The 20228-nt window shown below is 72.9% G+C and carries 16 protein-coding genes; 6 read left to right on the forward strand and 10 right to left on the reverse strand.

Annotation, left to right across the window (positions count from 1 at the left end; genetic code table 11):
* Positions 1–39: 39 nt before the first annotated feature.
* Both ABZS77_RS14375 and ABZS77_RS14380 read left to right on the forward strand, forming a co-directional pair.
* The gene (locus ABZS77_RS14375) at positions 40–1413 is read left to right on the forward strand and encodes an MFS transporter (protein WP_354822491.1); all 1374 of its coding nucleotides are present in this window, start codon (positions 40–42) and stop codon (positions 1411–1413) included.
* Positions 1414–1527: 114 nt separating this feature from the next.
* Positions 1528–1917 (forward strand): globin, encoded by a 390-nt coding sequence (locus tag ABZS77_RS14380; protein WP_354822756.1) that lies wholly within the window; start codon positions 1528–1530, stop codon positions 1915–1917.
* A gap of 37 nt (positions 1918–1954) precedes the next feature.
* On the opposite strand, the gene ABZS77_RS14385 is transcribed toward ABZS77_RS14380, so the two are convergent.
* The 4 genes from ABZS77_RS14385 to ettA form a co-directional block, all read right to left on the reverse strand.
* Positions 1955–2539 (reverse strand): YbjN domain-containing protein, encoded by a 585-nt coding sequence (locus ABZS77_RS14385; protein ID WP_354822493.1) that lies wholly within the window; start codon positions 2537–2539, stop codon positions 1955–1957.
* 132 nt (positions 2540–2671) lie between these two features.
* Entirely contained in the window at positions 2672–3403 is a 732-nt protein-coding gene (locus ABZS77_RS14390; RefSeq protein ID WP_354822495.1) for a hypothetical protein, read from the reverse strand.
* On the reverse strand, positions 3400–3846 hold the full coding sequence (locus tag ABZS77_RS14395) for a thioesterase family protein (RefSeq protein WP_354822497.1): 447 nt from the start codon (positions 3844–3846) through the stop codon (positions 3400–3402). The genes ABZS77_RS14390 and ABZS77_RS14395 overlap by 4 nt, the downstream gene beginning before the upstream one ends.
* 12 nt (positions 3847–3858) lie before the next feature.
* The gene (gene ettA / locus ABZS77_RS14400; protein ID WP_354822499.1) at positions 3859–5535 is read right to left on the reverse strand and encodes an energy-dependent translational throttle protein EttA; all 1677 of its coding nucleotides are present in this window, start codon (positions 5533–5535) and stop codon (positions 3859–3861) included.
* Positions 5536–5864: 329 nt separating this feature from the next.
* Between ettA and ABZS77_RS14405 the strand changes: the two genes are divergently transcribed.
* Together ABZS77_RS14405 and otsB are read left to right on the forward strand one after the other, a co-directional pair.
* Positions 5865–7265 (forward strand): trehalose-6-phosphate synthase, encoded by a 1401-nt coding sequence (locus ABZS77_RS14405; RefSeq protein ID WP_139585604.1) that lies wholly within the window; start codon positions 5865–5867, stop codon positions 7263–7265.
* A gap of 41 nt (positions 7266–7306) precedes the next feature.
* Positions 7307–9868 carry a trehalose-phosphatase gene (otsB, locus tag ABZS77_RS14410; RefSeq protein WP_354822758.1) on the forward strand — a complete coding sequence of 854 codons (2562 nt, stop codon included), beginning with the start codon at positions 7307–7309 and terminating at the stop codon, positions 9866–9868.
* An 86-nt stretch (positions 9869–9954) separates the two neighbouring features.
* Here otsB and cobA read toward each other — a convergent pair whose 3' ends face one another.
* The 3 genes from cobA to cobC are packed head-to-tail and all read right to left on the reverse strand — an operon-like array spanning position 9955 to position 13398.
* Positions 9955–11187, reverse strand: a complete 1233-nt coding sequence (gene cobA, locus ABZS77_RS14415; RefSeq protein ID WP_354822501.1) for a uroporphyrinogen-III C-methyltransferase — start codon at positions 11185–11187, stop codon at positions 9955–9957.
* Positions 11188–11227: 40 nt separating this feature from the next.
* A complete protein-coding gene (gene cobT / locus ABZS77_RS14420) occupies positions 11228–12313 on the reverse strand; it encodes a nicotinate-nucleotide--dimethylbenzimidazole phosphoribosyltransferase (protein WP_354822760.1) in 1086 nt (361 codons plus the stop codon).
* Complete coding sequence (cobC, locus tag ABZS77_RS14425) at positions 12313–13398, reverse strand: Rv2231c family pyridoxal phosphate-dependent protein CobC (RefSeq protein WP_354822503.1); 1086 nt, start codon at positions 13396–13398, stop codon at positions 12313–12315. Before cobC ends, cobT begins: the two co-directional genes overlap by 1 nt.
* Positions 13399–13519: 121 nt before the next feature.
* On the opposite strand from cobC, the gene ABZS77_RS14430 reads away from it, so the two are divergent.
* Positions 13520–15649, forward strand: coding sequence for a transglycosylase domain-containing protein (locus tag ABZS77_RS14430; RefSeq protein WP_354822505.1), 2130 nt, complete (start codon positions 13520–13522; stop codon positions 15647–15649).
* A 13-nt stretch (positions 15650–15662) separates the two neighbouring features.
* Here ABZS77_RS14430 and ABZS77_RS14435 read toward each other — a convergent pair whose 3' ends face one another.
* On the reverse strand, positions 15663–16232 hold the full coding sequence (locus tag ABZS77_RS14435; protein WP_354822507.1) for a GNAT family protein: 570 nt from the start codon (positions 16230–16232) through the stop codon (positions 15663–15665).
* Positions 16229–17632, reverse strand: a complete 1404-nt coding sequence (locus ABZS77_RS14440; RefSeq protein ID WP_354822509.1) for a cobyrinate a,c-diamide synthase — start codon at positions 17630–17632, stop codon at positions 16229–16231. Before ABZS77_RS14440 ends, ABZS77_RS14435 begins: the two co-directional genes overlap by 4 nt.
* A gap of 173 nt (positions 17633–17805) precedes the next feature.
* Between ABZS77_RS14440 and ABZS77_RS14445 the strand changes: the two genes are divergently transcribed.
* Positions 17806–18627 carry an SURF1 family protein gene (locus tag ABZS77_RS14445; protein ID WP_354822510.1) on the forward strand — a complete coding sequence of 274 codons (822 nt, stop codon included), beginning with the start codon at positions 17806–17808 and terminating at the stop codon, positions 18625–18627.
* Between the two features lie 4 nt (positions 18628–18631).
* Here the strand turns inward: ABZS77_RS14445 and ABZS77_RS14450 are convergent, their stop codons facing one another.
* A complete protein-coding gene (locus ABZS77_RS14450; protein ID WP_354822512.1) occupies positions 18632–20221 on the reverse strand; it encodes an ATP-dependent DNA ligase in 1590 nt (529 codons plus the stop codon).
* Between the last annotated feature and the right edge of the window lie 7 nt (positions 20222–20228).

Below are 20228 nucleotides of genomic sequence, written 5' to 3' on the forward strand. Positions count from 1 at the left end.
TTCCCGGTCGGGCTGCCATGAGCGGCGCCACGGGAGCCGATGGAGGCGACGGTGCCCGACGAGCGACCTTCCGCGGAAGGCCCGGCCACATTTCGCGAAGTGTTCGCCCAACGCGAGTTCCGGGCTGTCTTCGCGGCTGGCGCCCTCTCCTGGGTCGGTGACTACCTGGCGAAGGCCGCCGTCACCCTCCTGGTCTACCAGCAGACCGAGTCCGTCGCGCTCTCCGCCGCCGCCTTCGCCGTGAGTTTCCTGCCCTGGCTGCTCGGTGGTCCCCTGCTCGCCGCCCTGGCGGAGCGGTACCCGTACCGGCGGGTGATGGTCGCGTGTGACGTGATCCGGATGGCGCTGATGCTGCTCATCGCCATCCCGAACCTGCCGGTCCAGGCGGTGCTGGTGCTCATCTTCGCCGCCACCCTGGCCAACCCGCCGAGCCAGGCGGCCAAGTCGGCCCTGATGCCGCAGATCCTCGCCGGAGACCGGCTGGTGGTCGGCCTGTCGCTGAACAGCAGCGTCGGGCAGGCCGCGCAGGTCGTCGGCTACCTGCTCGGCACCGCAGTCGCCGCGATCGACCCGGCCCTCGCACTGCTGATCAACGCGGCGACGTTCGCCGTCTCGGCGCTGCTGGTGCGCTTCGGCGTCCGGGACCGGACCGCGGTGATGACCAGCGCCCACCGCAGCCACCTGTTGCGGGAGACCACCCAGGGGTTCCAGATCGTGTTCCGCACCCCGGTGCTGCGGGCCATCGCGGTGCTGGTGTTCAGCGCGATGCTCTTCTCGATCGTCCCGGAGGGGCTGGCGGCCGGCTGGGCCAACCAGGACGGTGGCGGCATGGACGAGGGCCTGGCGCAGGCACTGATCATGGTGGCCAATCCGGTGGGGTTCATCCTCGGCGGGCTGCTGGTGAGCCGGCTGTTCGGCCCGTCCCGGCGGCTGGCCCTGATGCGGCCACTGGCCGTGCTCGCCCCGCTGGCCCTGGTGCCGGCGCTGTTCAGACCGGCACCACCGGTGGTGGCGCTGCTCGCCGCGCTCTGCGGGTTCGCGGTCGCCGGCATGCTGCCGATGGCCAACGGCTTGTTCGTCCAGGCCCTGCCCGCCGGGTTCCGGGCCCGCGCGTTCGGTGTGATGGCCACCGGCGTCCAGGTCATCCAGGGCGTCGCGGTGCTCGCCACCGGGCTCCTCGCCGACCGGTTCTCCATCCCGCTGGTGGTGGGGGTGTGGAGCTCCGCCGGGGTGCTGCTGATGGTGGTGGCCGCGCTGCGCTGGCCGAGCAAGCAGACGGTGGACAGCACGATCGCGGCGGCGCTCGCGGCCAACGCCGAGCAGGGGTCCGGCCCGGGTGCCCGGCCCTCCGGCGGCACACCGGCGGGCGACCCCCCGGTGGGCGAGGGCCGCCGCCGGCACGCGCTGAGCTGACGTCCGCCCGGGGCGTGATCCGACGCACGGCGTACGGGTCGGGCCGGCGCGGGACGTACCTGGCAGGATGGAACGGTGAACCCCGCAGGTGAATCCGACCGTCCCGCCGCGTCGATGACCCTCTTCGAAGCGGTCGGCGGCGAACCCACCTTCCGCAAGCTGGTGGACGAGTTCTACGTCGGTGTCGCCACCGACCCTCTGCTGCGGCCCATGTATCCCGAGGAGGACCTGGGGCCGGCCGCGGACCGGCTGACGCTGTTCCTCATGCAGTACTGGGGTGGACCGAACACGTACTCCGCCCAGCGGGGTCACCCGCGGCTGCGGATGCGGCACGCCCCCTTCCGGATCGGCGTGGCCGAGCGGGACGCGTGGCTGCTGCACATGCGACGGGCCGTGGACCGGCTCGGTCTGGAGCCGGAGGTCGCCACCGCGCTCTGGGACTACCTGGAGCGGGCCGCGTACTTCATGGTCAACGCCATGGAGGACCCGGCCGGGCCCGCCTGACGGCCCCGACCGGAGACCCGGCCCGCGCGGTGGGGCCTCAGAGCAGGGCGCCCTCGTCGTGCAGCCAGTCCACGAAGCTGGTGGCCACCGCCGCCCCGCAGTCGAGCATCTCGACCAGCAGCGCGTCGTGGGTGCCGGCGCCGAGCGGCACCTGAAGCTCGGCGTAGATCGGCAGCTGGCCGCGCTCGGTCGGGTCGCCGATGTACGCCTTGCAGAACCGGCGGGTGTGGTTCCACTCGTTGACCACCCGGTAGGCCCGGTCGGCCCAGTCCGGTGGGACGGTGGCGTGCGGGCGGGCCCGCATCACCAGGATCTCGTCCTCCGGCCCCTCCAGGGCGACCAGCACGGCGTGCCGCTCCCACATGGCGAGCAGGTTGCCGTCGCCGTCGGCCAGGTAACGCACGTCGAGCAGGTCGAGTGCGTCACAGACCCGACGCAGACTGACCGGCTCGACGGTGGCGGGCATCTCGGTCAACACGGGCCGCTCATTGGACGGGCAGTCGTCCCCCGGCTGGCGAGGGCTTGGCGGTCCGACCCGGACCGCGCTCTCCACTGTGATCCCGCTTCGGGTATCCGGATCGCCGCCGTCGGCGGGACCGGGGCGCCATGACCACCACGGCATCGCTCGTCGCACCTCACTCCCCAGCGGATCCAGCCGCCTACGGTGCGTTGGATCCGAGGATGGACGGTACCCGGACAGCCGGGTTGAAGCATCCCCCCAACGACCGCCCCAGCCCAGAAGAATGAACCGGGGTCATCCGTTCGGACGAGGAGCGAGGGGTGTTACGGCGAGGTCGGTAGCCTTCTGCAACCAGGCCGCTCCGTATGGTCCCGCCAGACCGACCCAACGGCCGGCCGACCGCACCTGCACGGCCGGCTCGTCCGCGGCCGGCCCGGCCGTGGCGCCGAGGAATCCCATCCGGACCAGCCCCTGCACCAGCCGCTGCGACACCTCCACCGGCGACGCGGACGGCGGCCCGTCGGGCGTGACCACCACCGCCACGTGGTCGAGCAGCGCGTCCCGCAGGGCACGCTGACCGACCGCCCGGCCGGAGACCCCGTGCTCGCTCGCCGTGCGCAGGGTGCCCGCCGCCGCGTCCGCGATCCGCCGCAGCTCGGCGGCGGGCAACACCTCCACTGGCTGGCTGCGCCCCGGCGGCAACGGCCACCGCCACTGCGCGTCCCGACGCGCCGGCAGAGCCGTGCCACCGCGCTCCAGCTCCGCCAGCAGCTCGGCGGCGGCCACCGTGACGTCGTCGGCGGGACCGTCGGCCGGGCCTCCGGCCACCGTCCGCACCACGAGCACCTGCCACGGCAGCCGTGCCCAGAGCGCGACGTGCCCGGTCGCGCCGGCCGGCCGCAGCCGGACCGGCGCCGCCGGGTCCAGTCGAACCAGCCGGGCCAGGAACGCACCGGCGTCGACCACGCCGGTGAGGCCGTGCGTCGCCGACGCGACCCGGCCCGGTCCCGTACCCGGCCGGGTCACGCCCCGCCGCCCTGCGGGGCGTACGTCAGCAGGAACTCTCGCTCCTCGGCGGTGATCCGCCGGGGTACCTGACGGGTCAGGTCGAACGGCACCAGCACCGAACGGGCCTGGCTGGCGAGCACGTCGCCGTCGTACAGCTCGTAGGCGACGGTGAAGCGGGACGCCTTGATCTCCTCGACCCACAGCTCGATCCGGACGGTGGGCGCGGCCTCCGCGGTGGCCCGGCCCAGCGCGTAGTCGACGGGGCGCAGGTAGTCGACCTCGTGCCGGCGGATCACCACGCCGTCGGCGAACGAGCCGACCCCCCAGGCCCGGCCGCCGGCGAACATCAACGCCACCCGCGCCTCCTCGTAGAGGGTGAGGAAGCGCGAGTTGTTGACGTGGCCGTACGCGTCCAGGTCGGACCAGCGCAGCGTGCAGTGGTAGACGAACCGGTCAGACACCGTGTCGGCCGGTCAGTCGCGGGTCAGCTTGCGGTAAGTCACCCGGTGCGGCCGGGCGGCCTCCGCGCCGAGGCGGTCGATCTTGTTCTTCTCGTACGCCTCGAAGTTGCCCTCGAACCAGAACCACTTGGCCGGGTCCTGGTCGTCGCCCTCCCAGGCCAGGATGTGCGTGGCGACCCGGTCCAGGAACATCCGGTCGTGGGAGATGACCACGGCGCAGCCGGGGAACTCCAGCAGCGCGTTCTCCAGGCTGGAGAGCGTCTCCACGTCCAGGTCGTTCGTCGGCTCGTCGAGCAGGATGACGTTGCCGCCGATCTTGAGGGTCAACGCCAGGTTGAGCCGGTTGCGCTCGCCGCCGGAGAGCACCTTGGTCGGCTTCTGCTGGTCCGGTCCCTTGAAGCCGAACGCGGCGATGTACGCCCGCGACGGCATCTCGACCTTGCCCACCATCAGGTAGTCCAGCCCGTCGGAGACGACCTCCCAGACGGTCTTGTCACCGTCGAGGCCCTGCCGGTTCTGGTCGACGTACGACAGCGAGACGGTCGGGCCGACGCGCACCTCGCCGCTGGTCGGCTCCTCCAGCCCGACGATGGTCTTGAACAGCGTGGTCTTGCCGACGCCGTTGGGACCGATGATGCCGACGATGCCGTTGCGGGGCAGCGAGAACGACAGGTTGTCGATCAGCAGCCGGTCACCGAAGCCCTTGCTGAGGCCGTTCGCCTCGATCACCGTGCTGCCCAGGCGCGGGCCTGGCGGGATCTGGATCTCCTCGAAGTCCAGTTTGCGGGTCTTCTCCGCCTCGGTGGCCATCTCGTCGTACCGGTCCAGGCGTGCCTTGGACTTGGTCTGGCGGGCCTTGGCGTTGGAGCGGACCCACTCCAGCTCCTCGGTGAGGCGCTTCTTCATCTTGGCGTCGCGGCGGCCCTCGACGGCCAGGCGGGCGGCCTTCTTCTCCAGGTAGGTGGAGTAGTTGCCCTCGTAGCCGATGGCCCGGCCCCGGTCCAGCTCGAGGATCCAGCCGGCCACCTTGTCCAGGAAGTACCGGTCGTGGGTGATCGCCATGACGGTGCCGGCGTACTTCGCGAGGTGCTGCTCCAGCCAGGAGACGCTCTCCGCGTCCAGGTGGTTGGTGGGCTCGTCGAGCAGCAGCAGGTCGGGGGCCTCCAGCAGCAGCTTGCACAGCGCGACCCGGCGGCGCTCACCACCGGAGAGCTGGGTCACGTCGGCGTCCGGCGGCGGGCAGCGCAGCGCGTCCATCGCCAGTTCGAGCTTGGAGTCGATGTCCCAGGCGTCGGCGTGGTCCAGCTCCTCCTGGAGCCGGCCCATCTCCTCCATCAGCTCGTCGGAGTAGTCGGTCGCCATCTGCTCGGCGATCTTGTTGAAGCGCTCCAGCTTGGCCTTGGTCTCGGCGACCGCCTCCTCGACGTTGCCGAGCACGGTCTTGGCGTCGTTGAGCGGCGGCTCCTGGGCGAGCATGCCGACGGTGTAGCCGGGCATGAGCCGGGCCTCGCCGTTGCTCGGCTTGTCCAGCCCTGCCATGATCTTGAGGAGGCTGGACTTACCGGCGCCGTTCGGACCGACCACACCGATCTTGGCGCCCGGCAGGAAGCTCAGCGTCACGTTGTCGAGCACGACCTTGTCGCCGTGCGCCTTGCGCGCCTTTTCCAGGACGTAGATGTACTGGGCCACGGTGCGGGCTACCTCCGTCGGTTTGCTGTCGCCTGATGGGCTGCGCGGCGCGGGCTGCGACCTCCGCCCACCGCCGCCGGCCGGGAGCCGGCCGCGCGCACGCCATCGTCAATCCTGACAGGTACGGCGCGCTTCGCCCACATCACCCCGCCCGAGGAGTACGCGGCGAGCCGGATCGTCGACTCTGACCGGCGCGGCTGTCGAAGATCACCTGAAGGATTCGGCGAGCCGGGGGCGGGTAGGAGACTCCGGCACGGGGCACCAGACGCCGCAGCTACGCTCAGTACGCTCATCGCGGTGGACCCGTCAGTACCCGGAGGTGGCCGATCGTGACCGTCCGAAGCTCCTTTGTCGTAGTGGCGAACCGTCTGCCGGTCGACGAGGTGAGCACACCCGAGGGGCGGCAGTGGCGACGTAGCCCCGGAGGGCTGGTCACCGCGCTGCATCCCGTGCTCGCCGAACATCAGGGCACCTGGGTCGGCTGGGCCGGTGGCACCGGCGCCGCGCCCGAGCCGTTCGACCTCGAGGGCATCCGGCTGCACCCGGTGCCGTTGAGCGCCGAGGAGCTGGAGCGCTACTACGAGGGCCAGTCCAACGCGACGATCTGGCCGCTGTACCACGACGCCGTGGAGACTCCCGCCTACAAGCGCCGCTGGCGCGAGGCGTACCGCCTGGTCAACGCCCGGTTCGCGGAGGCCGCGGCGGACGTGGCGGCCGAGGGCGCGACGGTCTGGGTGCAGGACTACCAGCTCCAGCTCGTCCCGGCGATGCTGCGGGAGCTGCGTCCGGACCTGCGGATCGGGTTCTTCCTGCACATCCCGTTCCCGCCGATCGAGCTGTTCATGCAGATGCCGTTCCGCACCGAGATCCTGCGCGGCCTGCTCGGCGCCGACCTGGTCGGTTTCCAGCAGCGGCTGGCCGCGCAGAACTTCGTCCGGCTGGCCCGGCACCTGCTCGGGCTGCGCTACGAGGGGCAGATGATCCAGGTCGACGGGCGGCAGGTGAAGGCGGGCGCCTTCCCCATCTCGATCGACACGCAGGAGATGGAGCGGATGGCGGCCGACCCGGCCGTGCAGGCCCGCGCCAAGCAGATCCGCGCCGAGCTGGGCGACCCGAAGACGATCATCCTGGGTGTGGACCGGCTGGATTACACCAAGGGCATCGAGTTGCGACTCAAGGCCTTCCGCGAACTCCTCGCTGACGGAAAGTTGACAGTTCCGGACGCGGTTATGGTGCAGGTCGCCACGCCGAGTCGAGAGCGCGTCGAGCACTACCAGGCACTTCGAGTCAAGGTAGAGCGCGAGGTTGGTCGGATTAATGGCGAATTCGGCAGGGTCGGCGTGCCGGCGGTGCATTACCTGCATCAGTCGTACAGTCGCAGTGAACTGGCCGCGATGTACGTTGCTGCCGACGTGATGATGGTGACACCGCTGCGAGACGGAATGAACCTGGTAGCCAAGGAGTACGTCGCATCACGCGCCGACCAGGGCGGTGCGCTCGTGCTCAGTGAATTCGCTGGCGCCGCAACGGAGCTGCGCCAGGCCTTTCTGTGTAACCCGCACGACCCGGACGCGGTCAAGGACGCCCTGCTCCGGGCAGTGCACGTGGAGAAAACCGAGGCACGCCGCCGGATGCGGACAATGCAACGTCACCTGCGTACCCACGACGTGGGGCACTGGGCCAAGTCTTTCCTCTCCGAACTGGGAGTTTCCGAGGCGGAGGCCGAGTGAACACGTCCGTCAACGACGGAGCGCCGATCGTCACCGAGGTGATGGACCCCGAGCTGCGCTCCGCCCTCGGCCGGATCGCACGGGTTCCCCAGCTCCTGATCGCCTGCGACTACGACGGCACACTCGCGCCGATCGTGGAGGACCCGAGCACAGCCGTACCCCTGCCCGAGTCGGTGGCCGCGATCCGCGCGCTCGCCGCCCTCCCGCAGACCACCGTCGCTGTCGTCTCCGGCCGGGCGCTGCGCGACCTGGCCGCGCTCTCCCGCCTGCCCAGCGAGGTGCACCTCGTCGGCAGCCACGGCTCCGAGTTCGACATCGGCTTCGTCGAGCGACTCTCCCCCGAGCTGGTGGCGGTCCGCCAGCGGGTGCGCAACGCGCTGCGCGAGATCGCCGCCGAACACCCCGGCATCCGGCTGGAACGCAAGCCGGCGAGCGTCGCCATGCACACCCGTGGGGTCGACCCGCAGGTCGCCGCCGCCGCCATCGAGGCGGTCCGCAACGGTCCGGCCACGTTCGACGGGGTCACCGTCACCCAGGGCAAAGAGGTCATCGAACTCTCCGTGGTGGCCACCCACAAGGGCACCGCGATCGACCAGCTGCGGACCCAGCTCGCGGCCAGCGCGGTCCTGTTCATCGGCGACGACGTCACCGACGAGAACGCGTTCGGCAACCTGCACGGCCCGGACCTCGGCATCAAGATCGGCCCCGGCGAGACCAAGGCGGCGTTCCGGGTGGCTGAGCCGCTCGACGCGGCCCGCACGCTCGGCCTGCTGCTGGAGACCCGCCGGCACTGGCTGTTCGGCGAGCGGGCGGTGCCCATCGAGCGGCACTCCATGCTCTCCAACGGCCGTACCGTCGCCCTGCTCACCCCCGAGGCCAAGGTCAGCTGGCTCTGCCACCCCAAGCCCGACTCGGCGGCGATCTTCGCCGACCTGGTCGGTGGCAGCCCGGCCGGCCACTTCAGCGTCGCCCCGGAACGCGGGGGCATCCCGCTGGGCCAGCGCTACCGCTCGGGCACGATGACCGTGGAGACCCGGTGGTCCGGGCTCACCGTCACCGACTGGCTGGACAAGCCGGCCCGGGAGACCACACCCGACGGTCCGGCCGTCGTCACCGGCGACTCCACCCTGGTCCGGGTGCTCACCGGCCACGGCAAGGCCCGGCTGGAGTTCGCCCCCCGGCCCGAGTTCGGTCAGGTCGCCGTGCAGCTCCAGCCGCTCGGCGACGGCCTGCTGGTGCTCGGCTCCAACGAACCGATCGCCCTCTACTCCCCCGGAGTCGAGTGGCAGGTCAACAACGACGGCGGGTACGAGACCGCCAAGGCCGTGGTCGACCTCTCCGCCGCCGGCGGGCAGGTCGTGCTGGAGCTGCGCTTCGGCACGCACAGCCTGGAGCACCACCGGGTGCCGATCCACGAGCGGCAGACCGCCGCCGAGCAGCCGTGGAAGGACTGGGTGGCCTCGCTGCGGCTGCCCTCGACCTCCCGCGACCTGGTCGCCCGCAGCGCGCTCACCCTGCGCGGACTGTGCCACGAGGCCACCGGTTCGATCCTGGCCGCGGCCACCACCTCGCTCCCTGAGGAGCTGGGTGGCGTCCGCAACTGGGACTACCGCTACTGCTGGCTGCGCGACGCGGCGCTGACCGCCCGCGCGCTGGTCGACCTCGGCTCCATCGAGGAGGCCGAGTCGTTCCTGCGCTGGGTGGACGGCTGCATCGAGCGCACCGGCGGCCACCCGGAACGCCTACACCCGCTGTACACCATCGACGGGTACGAGCTGGGCGCCGAGGCGGTCATCGACACGCTGCCCGGGTACGCGGGCTCCCGGCCGGTACGCGTCGGCAACCTCGCCAACCACCAGCTCCAACTGGACGTCTTCGGCCCGATCGCCGACCTGATCGCGGCCGTCGCCGACGCCCGCGGCTCGGTCCGTGACGACGAGTGGCGGGTCCTGGAGAACATGGTCGAGGCGGTCCGCCGCCGCTGGCACGAGCCCGACCACGGCATCTGGGAGGCCCGGCTGCCACCCCGGCACCACGTGTTCTCCAAGGTGATGTGCTGGATGACCGTGGACCGGGCGCTGCACGTGATGCGCCAGCACGGCGGCGAGGACCGACCCGAGTGGAAGGACCTGCGCGACCGGATCGGCGCCAACGTGCTGGAGCACGGCTGGCACTCCGAGGTCGAGGCGTACAGCGTCGCGTACGGCGACGAGGACATGGACGCGTCGTCGCTGTGGATCGGCCTGTCCGGGCTGCTCGCCGGTGACGACCCGCGCTTCCTGTCCACCGTGCTCAAGATCGAGGCGGACCTGCGCAGCGGCCCGGTCGTCTACCGCTACCACTGGGACGACGGCCTGCCCGGCCGCGAGGGCGGCTTCCACATCTGCACGGCGTGGCTGATCGAGGCGTACCTGCGCACCGGCCGCCGCACCGACGCCGAGGAGCTGTTCGCGCAGATGGTGCTCACGGCCGGCCCGACCGGTCTGCTGCCCGAGCAGTACGACCCGCTGGCCGAACGCGGGCTGGGCAACCACCCGCAGGCGTACAGCCACCTGGGTCTGATCCGCTGTGCCCTGCTGCTGGACAACATGCTCAAGCAGTAGTGCGTCCCCGCGCGATGTGACGGGTCGGAGCGCTGGCGCTCCGACCCGTCACGCTGTGGTGCCCGATGTCGAGCCGACGGATGGTTTCAGGCGTCGAGGGCACCCACCACGTCGCCGACCACCACGACGGCGGGTGGGCGCAGGTCGGCGGCGGCCAGGTCGGCGGCCACCTCACCGAGCGTCGACCGCAGCACCCGCTGGGCACCCGTCGTGGCCTCCTGGACGACGGCGGCCGGTGTCCGCGGCGAGCGGCCGTGTGCGATCAGGGTGGCCGTGATGGCGGCGAGGTTCTTCAGCCCCATCAGGATCACCAGCGTGCCGCGCAGGCCCGCGAGGGCGTCCCAGCGCACCAGCGAGGCCGCCGCGTCGGGTGCCAGGTGCCCGGAGACCACTGTGAACTCGTGCGCCACCCCCCGGTGGGTGACCGGGATGCCGGCCGCGGCCGGAGCGGCGATCGAGCTGGTGACCCCCGGCACGACGGTCACCGGCACGCCGGCCTGGGCGCACGCCAGCAGCTCCTCGCCGCCGCGCCCGAAAACGTACGGGTCACCGCCCTTGAGCCGGACCACGAAGGCGCCGGCCAGGGCACGGTCGACCAGGATCTGGTTGATCTCCTCCTGCGCGCGGGACGGGCCGTAGGGGATCTTCGAGGCGTCCACCAGCTCGACGTCGGGGCGCAGCTCGTCCAGGAGCAGCCCGGGGACCAGGCGGTCGGCGACCACCACGTCCGCCTCGGTGAGCAGCCGCCAGCCCTTCACCGTGATCAGCTCCGGGTCACCGGGACCGGCCCCGACCAGCGCGACCCGCCCGGCGGCGGTGTCGGCGTCGGGCCGGCTCCGCGTCGCGGCGATCGCGCCGGGTTCCAGGCGCACGGCGAGCAGATCGCGGATCGCGTCGCGGACGGTCATCGCCCGACGGGGATCGCCGCCGCCGAGCACCGCCACCGTGACCGGGCCGTGCCGGGTCACCGCCGGGGTCCAGGCCGTGGCGGCCGTCCGGTCGTCGGCCCGGACGCAGAAGATCCTCCGCTCGGCGGCGACGGCGCTCACCGACGCCGCCGCCAGCGGGTCGTCGACCGCGACCTGCACCAGCCACGCCCCGTCCAGGTCGTCGGGCGCGAACCGGCGCGGCACCCAGTGCAGCCGGCCCGCGTCCGCCTGGGCGCGCAGCGCCGGGGTCAGCTCCGGCGCCACCAGCAGGACGTCCGCACCGGCGTCCAGCAGCGCGGGCACCCGCCGGGTGGCGACCGCGCCACCGCCCACCACGACCACGCGCCGCCCGTCGAGCCGCAGACCGAGGGGGTACGGATTGGCTGTCACGCCGCACCACCGCGGCGGACGGCTCGCTCGCTGCGTGCGGTCACTTCTCGGCCACGCCTGCGGAGTCGAAGGTGGCCACCTCGTGCAGCACCCGGACGGCGCCGGTGACCACCGGCAGTGCCAGCAGCGCGCCGGTGCCCTCGCCGAGGCGCAGCCCCAGGTCGATGAGCGGGTCGAGGCCCAGGTGCCGCAGCGCCACGGTCGCGCCCGGCTCGGCCGAGCGGTGACCGGCGACCATGGCGCCGACCGCGTCCGGGGCGAACGCGGCGGCGGCGAGCGCGGCGGACACCGCGATCACGCCGTCCAGCAGCACCGGCGTCCGGCGGGCGGCGGCACCCAGGATCAGCCCGGCGAGCGCGGCGTGCTCCAGGCCGCCGACGGCGGCCAGCACACCCAGCGGGTCGGCCGGGTCGGGCGTGTGCCGGGCCAGCGCGGCTCGCACCACCGCCACCTTGTGCGCGTACGTCGGGTCGTCGACCCCGGTGCCCCGGCCGGTGGCGTCGAGCGGGTCGGCGCCGGTGAACGCGGCGATCAGCGCGGCGGCCGGAGTGGTGTTGCCGATGCCCATGTCCCCGGTGAGCAGGATGCCGGCCCCGGCGTCGATCAGCTCGTCGGCGATCCGGATGCCGGTCCGCACCGCCGCCGACGCCTCGTCCCGGGTGAGCGCGGCGGTCACCGTGAAGTCCCGGGTGCCCTGGCGGACCGACGCCGCGACCAGTCGGGGCGCAGACGGGTCGAGCACGGCCGGCGCGGCGGCCTCCTCGGCGGGCAGCGGGGTGGCCACGCCGACGTCGACCACGGTGACCGCCGCGCCGGCCTGCCGGGCGAACGCGTTGACGACCGCCCCGCCGGCCAGGAAGTTGCCGATCATCTGCGCGGTGACCTCCTGCGGCCACGGGGACACCCCCTGGGCGTGCACACCGTGGTCACCCGCGAAGATCGCCACCGCGGCCGGCTCGGTCAGCGGCGGCGGGCAGGCCCCGGCCAGGCCGGCGAGGCGTACCGACAGCTCCTCAAGCAGCCCCAGCGAGCCCGCCGGCTTGGTCAGGCGGCCGTGCAGCTCGCGGGCGGCGGCCATCGCCGACTCGTCAAGCGGTCGGATGGCCGCGATCGTGGTCTCCAACATCATGCCTCCATGGTCTCGCGCAGCACCTCGACGAACGCGTCGGTGGTGTTTCGGTCGCGTACGGCTACCCGCAGCCAGTCCGGGCCGAGGCCGGGGAACGTGTCGCCCCGGCGCACCGCCCAGCCCCGCTCGCGCAGAGCGGCCCGGACCCGGCTCGCCCCGGGCAGGTGCAGCAGCACGAACGCGCTTGCGGGACGGCCTGCGACGCGTACACCGGGGAGGTCGGCCAGGCGGGCGACCAGGTGGTCGCGGTCGGCGGCGAGGTCGGCGGCGATCGCGCGTTCGGCCTGGACCGCGACGGGGGTGGCGCAGGCCGACGCGGCGGCCAGCGCCGGGGTGGAGACGGCCCACAGCGGCTGGACGGCGGCCAGCCGGGACAGCAGCTCCGGCGCGCCGAGCAGGTAGCCGATCCGCAGGCCGGCCAGGCCCCACGTCTTGGTGAGGCTGCGCACCACGAGCAGACCGGGCAGGTCGCGCCGCTCGGCCAGGGACTCCGGCTCGCCGGTGTGCCCGGGGGCGGCGGTGGTGTCGGCGAACGCCTCGTCGACCACCAGCACCCGGCCAGGTCGGGCCAGCGCGGCCACGGTCTCCGCCGGGTGCAGCACGGAGGTGGGATTCGTCGGGTTGCCGATCATCACCAGGTCGGCGTCGGCGGGCACCCGACCGGGGTCGAGCCGGAAGTCGTCGGCGGGGTCCAGCAGCACCCGCTCGACCGGGTGACCGGCGGCCCGCAGCGCCGCCTCCGGCTCGGTGAACTGGGGGTGCACCACGACCGGGCGGTGGACGCCCCGCAACGCCTGGGCGATCAGCACGAAGCCCTCGGCGGCGCCGGCGGTGAGCAGTACCTCGTCCAGGTGACGCCGGTGCCGGGCGGCGACCGCCGTGCGGGCCGCTGCCGGGTCGGGGTACCGGGCCAGGTCGGTGAGGCTGGCGGTGATCGGCCCGGCCAGCCACTGCGGCAGGGGTGCCCGGCGCACGTTGACGGCGAGGTCGACCAGGCCGGCGGTCGCCTCCGCGTCGCCGTGGTGTGCGAGGTCCGGTTCGGTCCCGCCGGGCGAGGTCGGCGCGCTCGGCTGATCAGGCATGTCCGCGATCCTGCCGGGAAGGCGGCCGGTGGGACAGCCGATCTCGACGTAAGCCGCGTCACCACTCGCCGGTTTAAGAGTTCTTCTCATGTACGAATCGGAAATGTCATAACTTGACCGTGTGAGCAACCGACCCCTTGCTGCCGCTGGTCGACTCGTCCCTCTCCTGCGCGCCGGACTGATCGCCGGCATCGTGATCGCCGCCGCCGCGTACCCGCTGGTCGCCGTCACCGGGCTCGGCGCCAAGGCCACCGCGCACGCCGTGGAGCAGAAGACCAAGCTGCTGACCACCGCCCTGCCCGCCGAGACCTCGTACGTCTACGCACCCGACGGCAAGACCGTGCTGACGATGTTCTACGAGGAGTACCGGCAGTACACGAAGCTGTCGGACATGTCGCCGAACATCCAACAGGCGATCGTCGCCGCCGAGGACTCCCGCTTCTACCAGCACCACGGCGTCGACCCCAAGGGCGTGGCCCGCGCCTTCGTGGCCAACGCCCGCTCCGGCGGCTCCCAGGGCGCGTCGACCCTGACCATGCAGTACATCCGGATGGCCCTGCGGGACAGCGCGACCACCCCCAAGGAGGTCCAGGAAGCCACCCAGCAGACCAGCCTGCGCAAGGTCAAGGAAATGCGGATGGCCCTGGACCTGGAGAAGGAGATGAGCAAGGAAGACATCATGGAGCGGTACCTGAACTCGGCGTACTTCGGTCACCGGGCGTACGGCATCTACGCCGCCAGTGAGATCTTCTTCTCCAAGACCCCCAAGGACCTCACCCCCGTCGAGGCGGCCACCCTCGCCGGGCTGGTGAAATCGCCCTCCGAGTACGACCCGGCCGACTCCGACCAGAAGGAGGCCACCGGACGGCGCAACTACGTCCTGGACCGGATGAGCCAACTCGGCTACATGTCCCCCGACTCGGCCACCGCCGCCAAGTCCGAACCGATCCGGCTGAAGCTCACCAACCCGCCGAACGACTGCGCCGCGATCCCGGAGAAGTACAACAGCTGGGGATTCGCCTGCGACTACCTGAAGAACTGGTGGAGCGCGCAGCCCGCGTTCGGCGCGAACCGGCTGGAACGGATCGACAAGCTACGCCGCGGCGGCTACCGGATCGTGCTCAGCATCGACCCGAAGATCCAGGAAGCGGCCGAGAAGAACGTCGGCGCCAAGGAGGGCACCGGAAGCCCCTTCGCCAACGGCGTCGTGGTCTCCGAACCCGGCACCGGACGGGTGAAGGCCATGGCGGTCAACCGCACCTACTCGCTGGACCTGGCCGAGAACCCGCCGACCTCCAACCCCGAGGCCGGGCCGAACGTGAAGGCCAACTACCCGAACACCGTGGCCCCGCTGCTCGGCGGCGGTGACCTGCCCGGCTACCAGGCCGGATCGACGTTCAAGATGTTCCCGATGCTCGCCGCGCTCGACTCCGGGATGACCCTCTCCACGTCCTTCAACGCCCCGTACCGCTACAAGTCGGCCGTGTACGACGGCTGGGCGCCCTCCAACGCCAGCGGCGCGATGACCGGCCAACAGACCATGTGGTCCGGCTTCGGCAAGTCCGTCAACACCTACTTCGTGTGGCTGGAGGAGAAGGTCGGCGCGGACCGGGCCGTCCGCCTCGCCGAACAGCTCGGGCTGCGGTGGCGCACCGACGTCGACCGGGAACAGGCATCTCCCGGCAAGGCGAAGAAGTGGGGCGCGTTCACCCTGGGCGTCTCCGACGCCACCCCGCTGGAGATGGCGAACGCGTACGCCGCCATCGCCGCCGACGGCCGCTACTGCGAGGCGATCCCCGTACAAGCGATCATGAACCGGGACGGCACACCCGCCACGTACGCCACCCCCGGTGGCATCCACCGCGAGGTCGCCAAACCCCGCTGCCGGCAGGTGGTCAGCGCGGACGCCGCCCGGGCGGCCACCGACGCGGCCCGCTGCCCGACCGGGGACACCCCGGCACGGGGTGGCTGCGGCGGCTGGTCCACCGCCGACAGCGTCCGGGGGACGGTCGGCCGCCCGGTCGCCGGCAAGACCGGCACCACCGACAGCACCCGGTCCGCCTGGTTCGTCGGCTACACACCGGAACTCGCGGCGGCGAGCTTCATCTCCGACCCCGACAACCCGTTCAACGCCGTCGGTGACGGGCAGTCCCAGATCCCCATCGCGGCGGTCGCCGAGACCCTGCGCGACGGACTGAAGGGAAAACCCGCCCGCCAGTTCACACCGCCCTCGGACGCGATCGTCGGATGACACCGACGAGGGCTCAGCGCAGGTCCGCCGCCACGAACGACCACAACTCCAGATCCACCCGGCCACCGCGGACGAACCCGGCGTTGCGCAGCAGACCCTCGTAGCTGAAACCCGCCTTCTCGGCGACCCGACGCGAGGCCAGGTTGCCGGGCGCCACCCGCAGCTCCACCCGCTGGAAGGCGTGCTCCAGGATCAACGCGATGGCCACCGCGTCCACCGCCTCGGCCGCCAGCCCGAAACCGCGCGCGTGCGACGCCATCGCGTACGAGACCTCGGTGGTCCGGGCACCCCAGTCGGTACGCCGCGTCCACAGCGAGCCCACCACCTGGTCGTCCTCGCGGCGGAGCACCGAGTAATGATCACCGTCGCCGCTGTCGCGGCGCTGCCGGGCCAGATCCGTACACCACGCGTGCCCGTCGATCGGGCCGGAGTCGTCGGCCAGCGGCAGCCACCGCCGGGTCAGCTTGTCCGCGAAGATCTCCCCGGCCGCCGCCGCGTCCACCGCGGCGACCCGCCGCACCTCCGTACGCGGGGTGGAGACGGTCAGCTCCGGAAAGCGGCGCACCGCCACCTGACCGATCACGCCGACACCCCACCGGGCTGCGCGGACACCACCTCGTCCACCGTGTCGGTCGCGGCGGCGGCGACCAACCGGGCGGCCGTCGCCGGGTGACCCGCCCAGTGCAGGGTGAGCTGCGAGGCGTGCACGTTGCGCCACACGAAACCCTCAGGCGTGCCGCCGTCCCAGCTCCAGGCCGGACGCTGACCGGCGCGCGGCGTCAGCACCGCCCGGTGCTCCTTGTGCCCCACCAGCACCGTGCCGGCCGCGGCGACGACGCTGTCCGTCTGGGCCGTCGCCTCCCGGTAGCCCACCACCAGGCCGTCCCGGCTCGCGCCGACCGCGTCGAGCACCCCGCACATCGGCAACCCGTCCAACTCCCGGGCCAGCCACAGCAGACCCGCGCCCTCGGCGACCACCGGCCGGCCGGTCCGCGCCAACTCGGCCACCGCGATGCAGAGCCGCCGGTTCGCCGACAACTGCTCGGCGTACGCCTCGGGAAGCGCGCCCCCCACGACCAGCGCGCGGGTGCCCGCCGGCAGCGCCTCGTCGCGCAGCGGATCGACGGTGACCACCTCGGCGCCCGCGGCCCGCAACAGCTCCGCGGTCTCCGGATGGCTGAAACTGCCGCCCGGGCCACCGGCGAGCGCCACCAGCGGCCGGTCCGCCGCGACGGCCAGCGCGCCCAGCGCCTCCCGCGGCGACCAGGCCGGCGCCGGAAGCGGCGGAGCGGACCGGGCCAACCCGAGCAGCCGCTCCAGGTCGACGGTGGCGGCGACCGCCTCACCCAGCCGACGGACCGCGCGGACGGCGTCGGCGGACGAGTCGACCACCGGCGCCACACCGTGCCGCCGCGACGGCAGCACCGACGGCAGGTCCTGTCGACGCAACGCCCCGTAGACGGGCACACCCACATCGTCGAGCGCCTCGCGCAGCATCCCCTCGTGCCGGGACGACGCCACCCGGTTGAGGATCACCCCACCGAGCCAGAGCTGCTCGTCGTACGAGCGGAAACCGTGCACCAGGGCGGCCACCGACTGGCCCATCGCGGCGACGTCCACCACCAGCACCACCGGGCTGCGCAGCGCGGCGGCCGCGGCGGCCGTGGACTCCTGCTCGGGGCGGCCACCGACCGAGTCGTACAACCCCATGCTGCCCTGCACCACGGCGAGGCCGGCGCCCGCCGCGCCGTGCGCGACGAGAGGGGCGAGACGGTCGACACCGACCAGACGGGGATCGATCACGCGTCCGGGGCGCCCGGCGGCGAGACCGAGGTACGCGGCGTCGACGTGGTCCGGGCCGAGCTTGAACCCGGCGACGTCGACACCCCGCTCGGCCAGTGCGGCGAGCAGCCCGATCGCCAGCGCGTTCTTACCGTGCCCGGAGGACGGCGCGCTGAGCACCAGGCGCGGCACCACGGTCATCATCGACTCCTCGCGGGCGGCGGCGGGTACGCGACGGACAACCGAGGAGGTCGATCCGTCGGCGTGACGATACCCGCCCGCCCCGACGGGCGAGCACCGCCGACCGGGGTCGCGCGCACCGTCCCGGGCCGGTCGCGGACAGTGGCCCCGGTCATACGGGTAGCCTCGGTGCCGTGTACCGGTTCCTGCTGAGCCCACGTTGGCTGGGCGCCCTCGCGTTGACCCTGGTCGCCGCCGCCGTCATGGTGTGGCTCGGCAACTGGCAGCTGGACCGCTACCGGGGGCGTACCGAGGTCAACGAACGGATCGACGCCGGCCAGCGGATGTCCCCGGTGCCGTTGACCGAGGCGATGAGCGCGCCCGGCGGCGGCGCGGGCAAGGCCGGTCCGGCCCCCGCGAAGGACAAGGTCTGGACCCGGATCACGGTGACCGGCCGGTACGACCCGACGAACACGGTGCTGGTGCGGGGCCGGACGGTGGACAGCCGGGTGGGCTTCGAGGTGCTCACCCCGCTGGTGCTCGCCGACGGGACGGCGCTTCTGGTCGACCGGGGTTGGATCCCCCCGGCGCCGGGTGGCGCGACCGCCCAGCCTCCGGTGCCCGTCGCGCCCACCGGCGACGTGACGGTGGTGGGTCGGGTGCACGAGACCGAGAGCGGCGCCGGCACGGTCGACCGGCGCGACGGCCGGCTGGAGACCCGACGGATCGCCGTGCCGCGGCTCGCCGGCGAGCTGCCCTACCCGGTGTACGGCGCGTACGTGCTGCTCGACGAGCAGACCCCGGCCGCCGACCCGGCGTTCAAGGCGGTGTCGGTGGGGCACGCCAACAACTGGCAGAACTTCGGCTACGTGGTGCAGTGGTGGCTGTTCGCCGTGATGGCCCTGTTCGGTTACGGCTGGGTGGCGCGCCGGGAGGCCCGCCGGGCCGCCGGTCTCGACACCGAACGCAAGCCCCTGGACAGGGCGGCCGAGCCGACGCCGAGCGCGTCCGCCTGACCGGTCAGCTCACCCGGCCGGCGTGGATCGCGCGGACCGCGTCGATGGTGTCCGCCTCGGCGGCGGACTTGTCGTCGCGGTACCGCAGGACGCGGGCGAACCGCAGCGCCATCCCACCCGGATAACGCGAACTCGTCTGCACCCCGTCGAAGGCGATCTCCACCACCTGCTCGGGCCGCACCCGGACCACCCAGTCGCCGCGCTCCACGGCGAGGTCGAGGAATCGCTCGGTCTGCCAGCGCAGCAGCTCGTCGGTGAGCCCTTTGAACGTCTTGCCGAGCATCACGAAGTCGCCGGTACGCGGGTCGCGGGCACCCAGGTGAAGGTTGGACAGCCAGCCCTTGCGTCGGCCGCTGCCCCATTCGACGGCGAGCACCACCAGGTCGAGGGTGTGCCGGGGCTTGACCTTGACCCAGGCGGCGCCCCGGCGGCCGGCGTCGTAGGGGGCGTCCGGGTCCTTGACCACCACGCCCTCCTGGCCGGCGTCGACCGCGGCGGCGTACGCGGCGCCGGCCTGCTCCGGGCCATCCACCTCGACCCGCCCCACCAGCAGTGACGCGTCGACCGCGCCGGCGAGCGCGGCCCACCGCTCCCGGCCGGGCAGGTCGATCAGATCCTGCCCGTCGAGGTGCAGCAGGTCGAAGAAGTACGGGGTGAGCACGCTCGCGCCGGTGCTGGCGGCGGCCGCGAGCACCGCCGGGGCGACCGGGGTGCGCCCGGTGGTGCTGGGCGTGGTGCGTCGGGCGGCCTGGCTGGAGGTCTGCTGGAACGGCAACGGGCGGCCGGACTCGTCCAGGCCGATCGCCTCGCCGTCGAGCACCAGCTCCCGGCCGGGCATGGCGCGGACCGCGGCGACCACCTCGGGCACCCGGGTGGTGATCTCGTCGAGGCTGCGGGTGAACACGGCGATGTCGGCACCGGACCGGTGCACCTGGATGCGGATGCCGTCGAGCTTCACGTCGACCATCGCGGGCGTGCCCGTCGCGGCGAGCGCCTCATCGACCGAGGGGGCGCTCTGCGCGAGCATCGGCGCCAGCGGCCGACCGACCCGAAGACCGAACCCGGCCAGCTCGGCGGCGCCACCGGAGAGCGCGGCCACCGCCACCGCCCGCAGGTCACCGGCGAGCAGCAGAGCACGACGCACCATCGCCACCGGCACGTCGGCGGCGCGGGCCACCGCGTCGGCGAGCAGCCCGGCCTGGGCACCCTGCCGCAGCTCGCCACCGAACAACGCCGTGAGCAGGCGCTGCTCGTCGGCGGTCGCCGCCGCGTAGAGGGCACCGAGCAGTGCCCGCCGCCGACCCTGTGAACCGGCGCCCCGCACCGCGGCGAGCTGCTCCATGGCCGCGTCGACGGCGGCCACCGTCAACGTCGCCTCGGCAGCCGGCGGTGGCAGGTCACGCAGACTCGCGTAGCCCACCCCGGTCTGCCGCTGGCGTAGCTCGCCGGCGAGGTAGCCGGCACCAGGCTCTACCTCGGCCGGGTCGAGCCGGCGCAGCGCGTCCGCCAGCAGCTCCACCTTGGCCCGACGGCCGCTGGTGGCGGTGACGGCGGCGGAGGTGGCTGCCAGATCGAGGAACCGCACGACGCCCATCCTGCCA

It is taken from the genome of Micromonospora sp. NPDC005298 (genome assembly GCF_040607375.1).
Taxonomy (GTDB): Bacteria; Actinomycetota; Actinomycetes; order Mycobacteriales; family Micromonosporaceae; genus Micromonospora.

Bases quoted from the DNA above. Each gene is read 5' to 3' on its own strand.
- ABZS77_RS14440 (WP_354822509.1), bottom strand. From the start codon at position 17,632: ATGACCGTGGTGCCGCGCCTGGTGCTCAGCGCGCCGTCCTCCGGGCAC.
- cobT (WP_354822760.1), bottom strand. From the start codon at position 12,313: ATGTTGGAGACCACGATCGCGGCCATCCGACCGCTTGACGAGTCGGCG.
- otsB (WP_354822758.1), top strand. From the start codon at position 7,307: ATGGACCCCGAGCTGCGCTCCGCCCTCGGCCGGATCGCACGGGTTCCC.
- ABZS77_RS14380 (WP_354822756.1), top strand. From the start codon at position 1,528: ATGACCCTCTTCGAAGCGGTCGGCGGCGAACCCACCTTCCGCAAGCTG.
- ABZS77_RS14375 (WP_354822491.1), top strand. From the start codon at position 40: ATGGAGGCGACGGTGCCCGACGAGCGACCTTCCGCGGAAGGCCCGGCC.
- cobC (WP_354822503.1), bottom strand. From the start codon at position 13,398: ATGCCTGATCAGCCGAGCGCGCCGACCTCGCCCGGCGGGACCGAACCG.
- ABZS77_RS14385 (WP_354822493.1), bottom strand. From the start codon at position 2,539: ATGCCGTGGTGGTCATGGCGCCCCGGTCCCGCCGACGGCGGCGATCCG.
- ABZS77_RS14450 (WP_354822512.1), bottom strand. From the start codon at position 20,221: ATGGGCGTCGTGCGGTTCCTCGATCTGGCAGCCACCTCCGCCGCCGTC.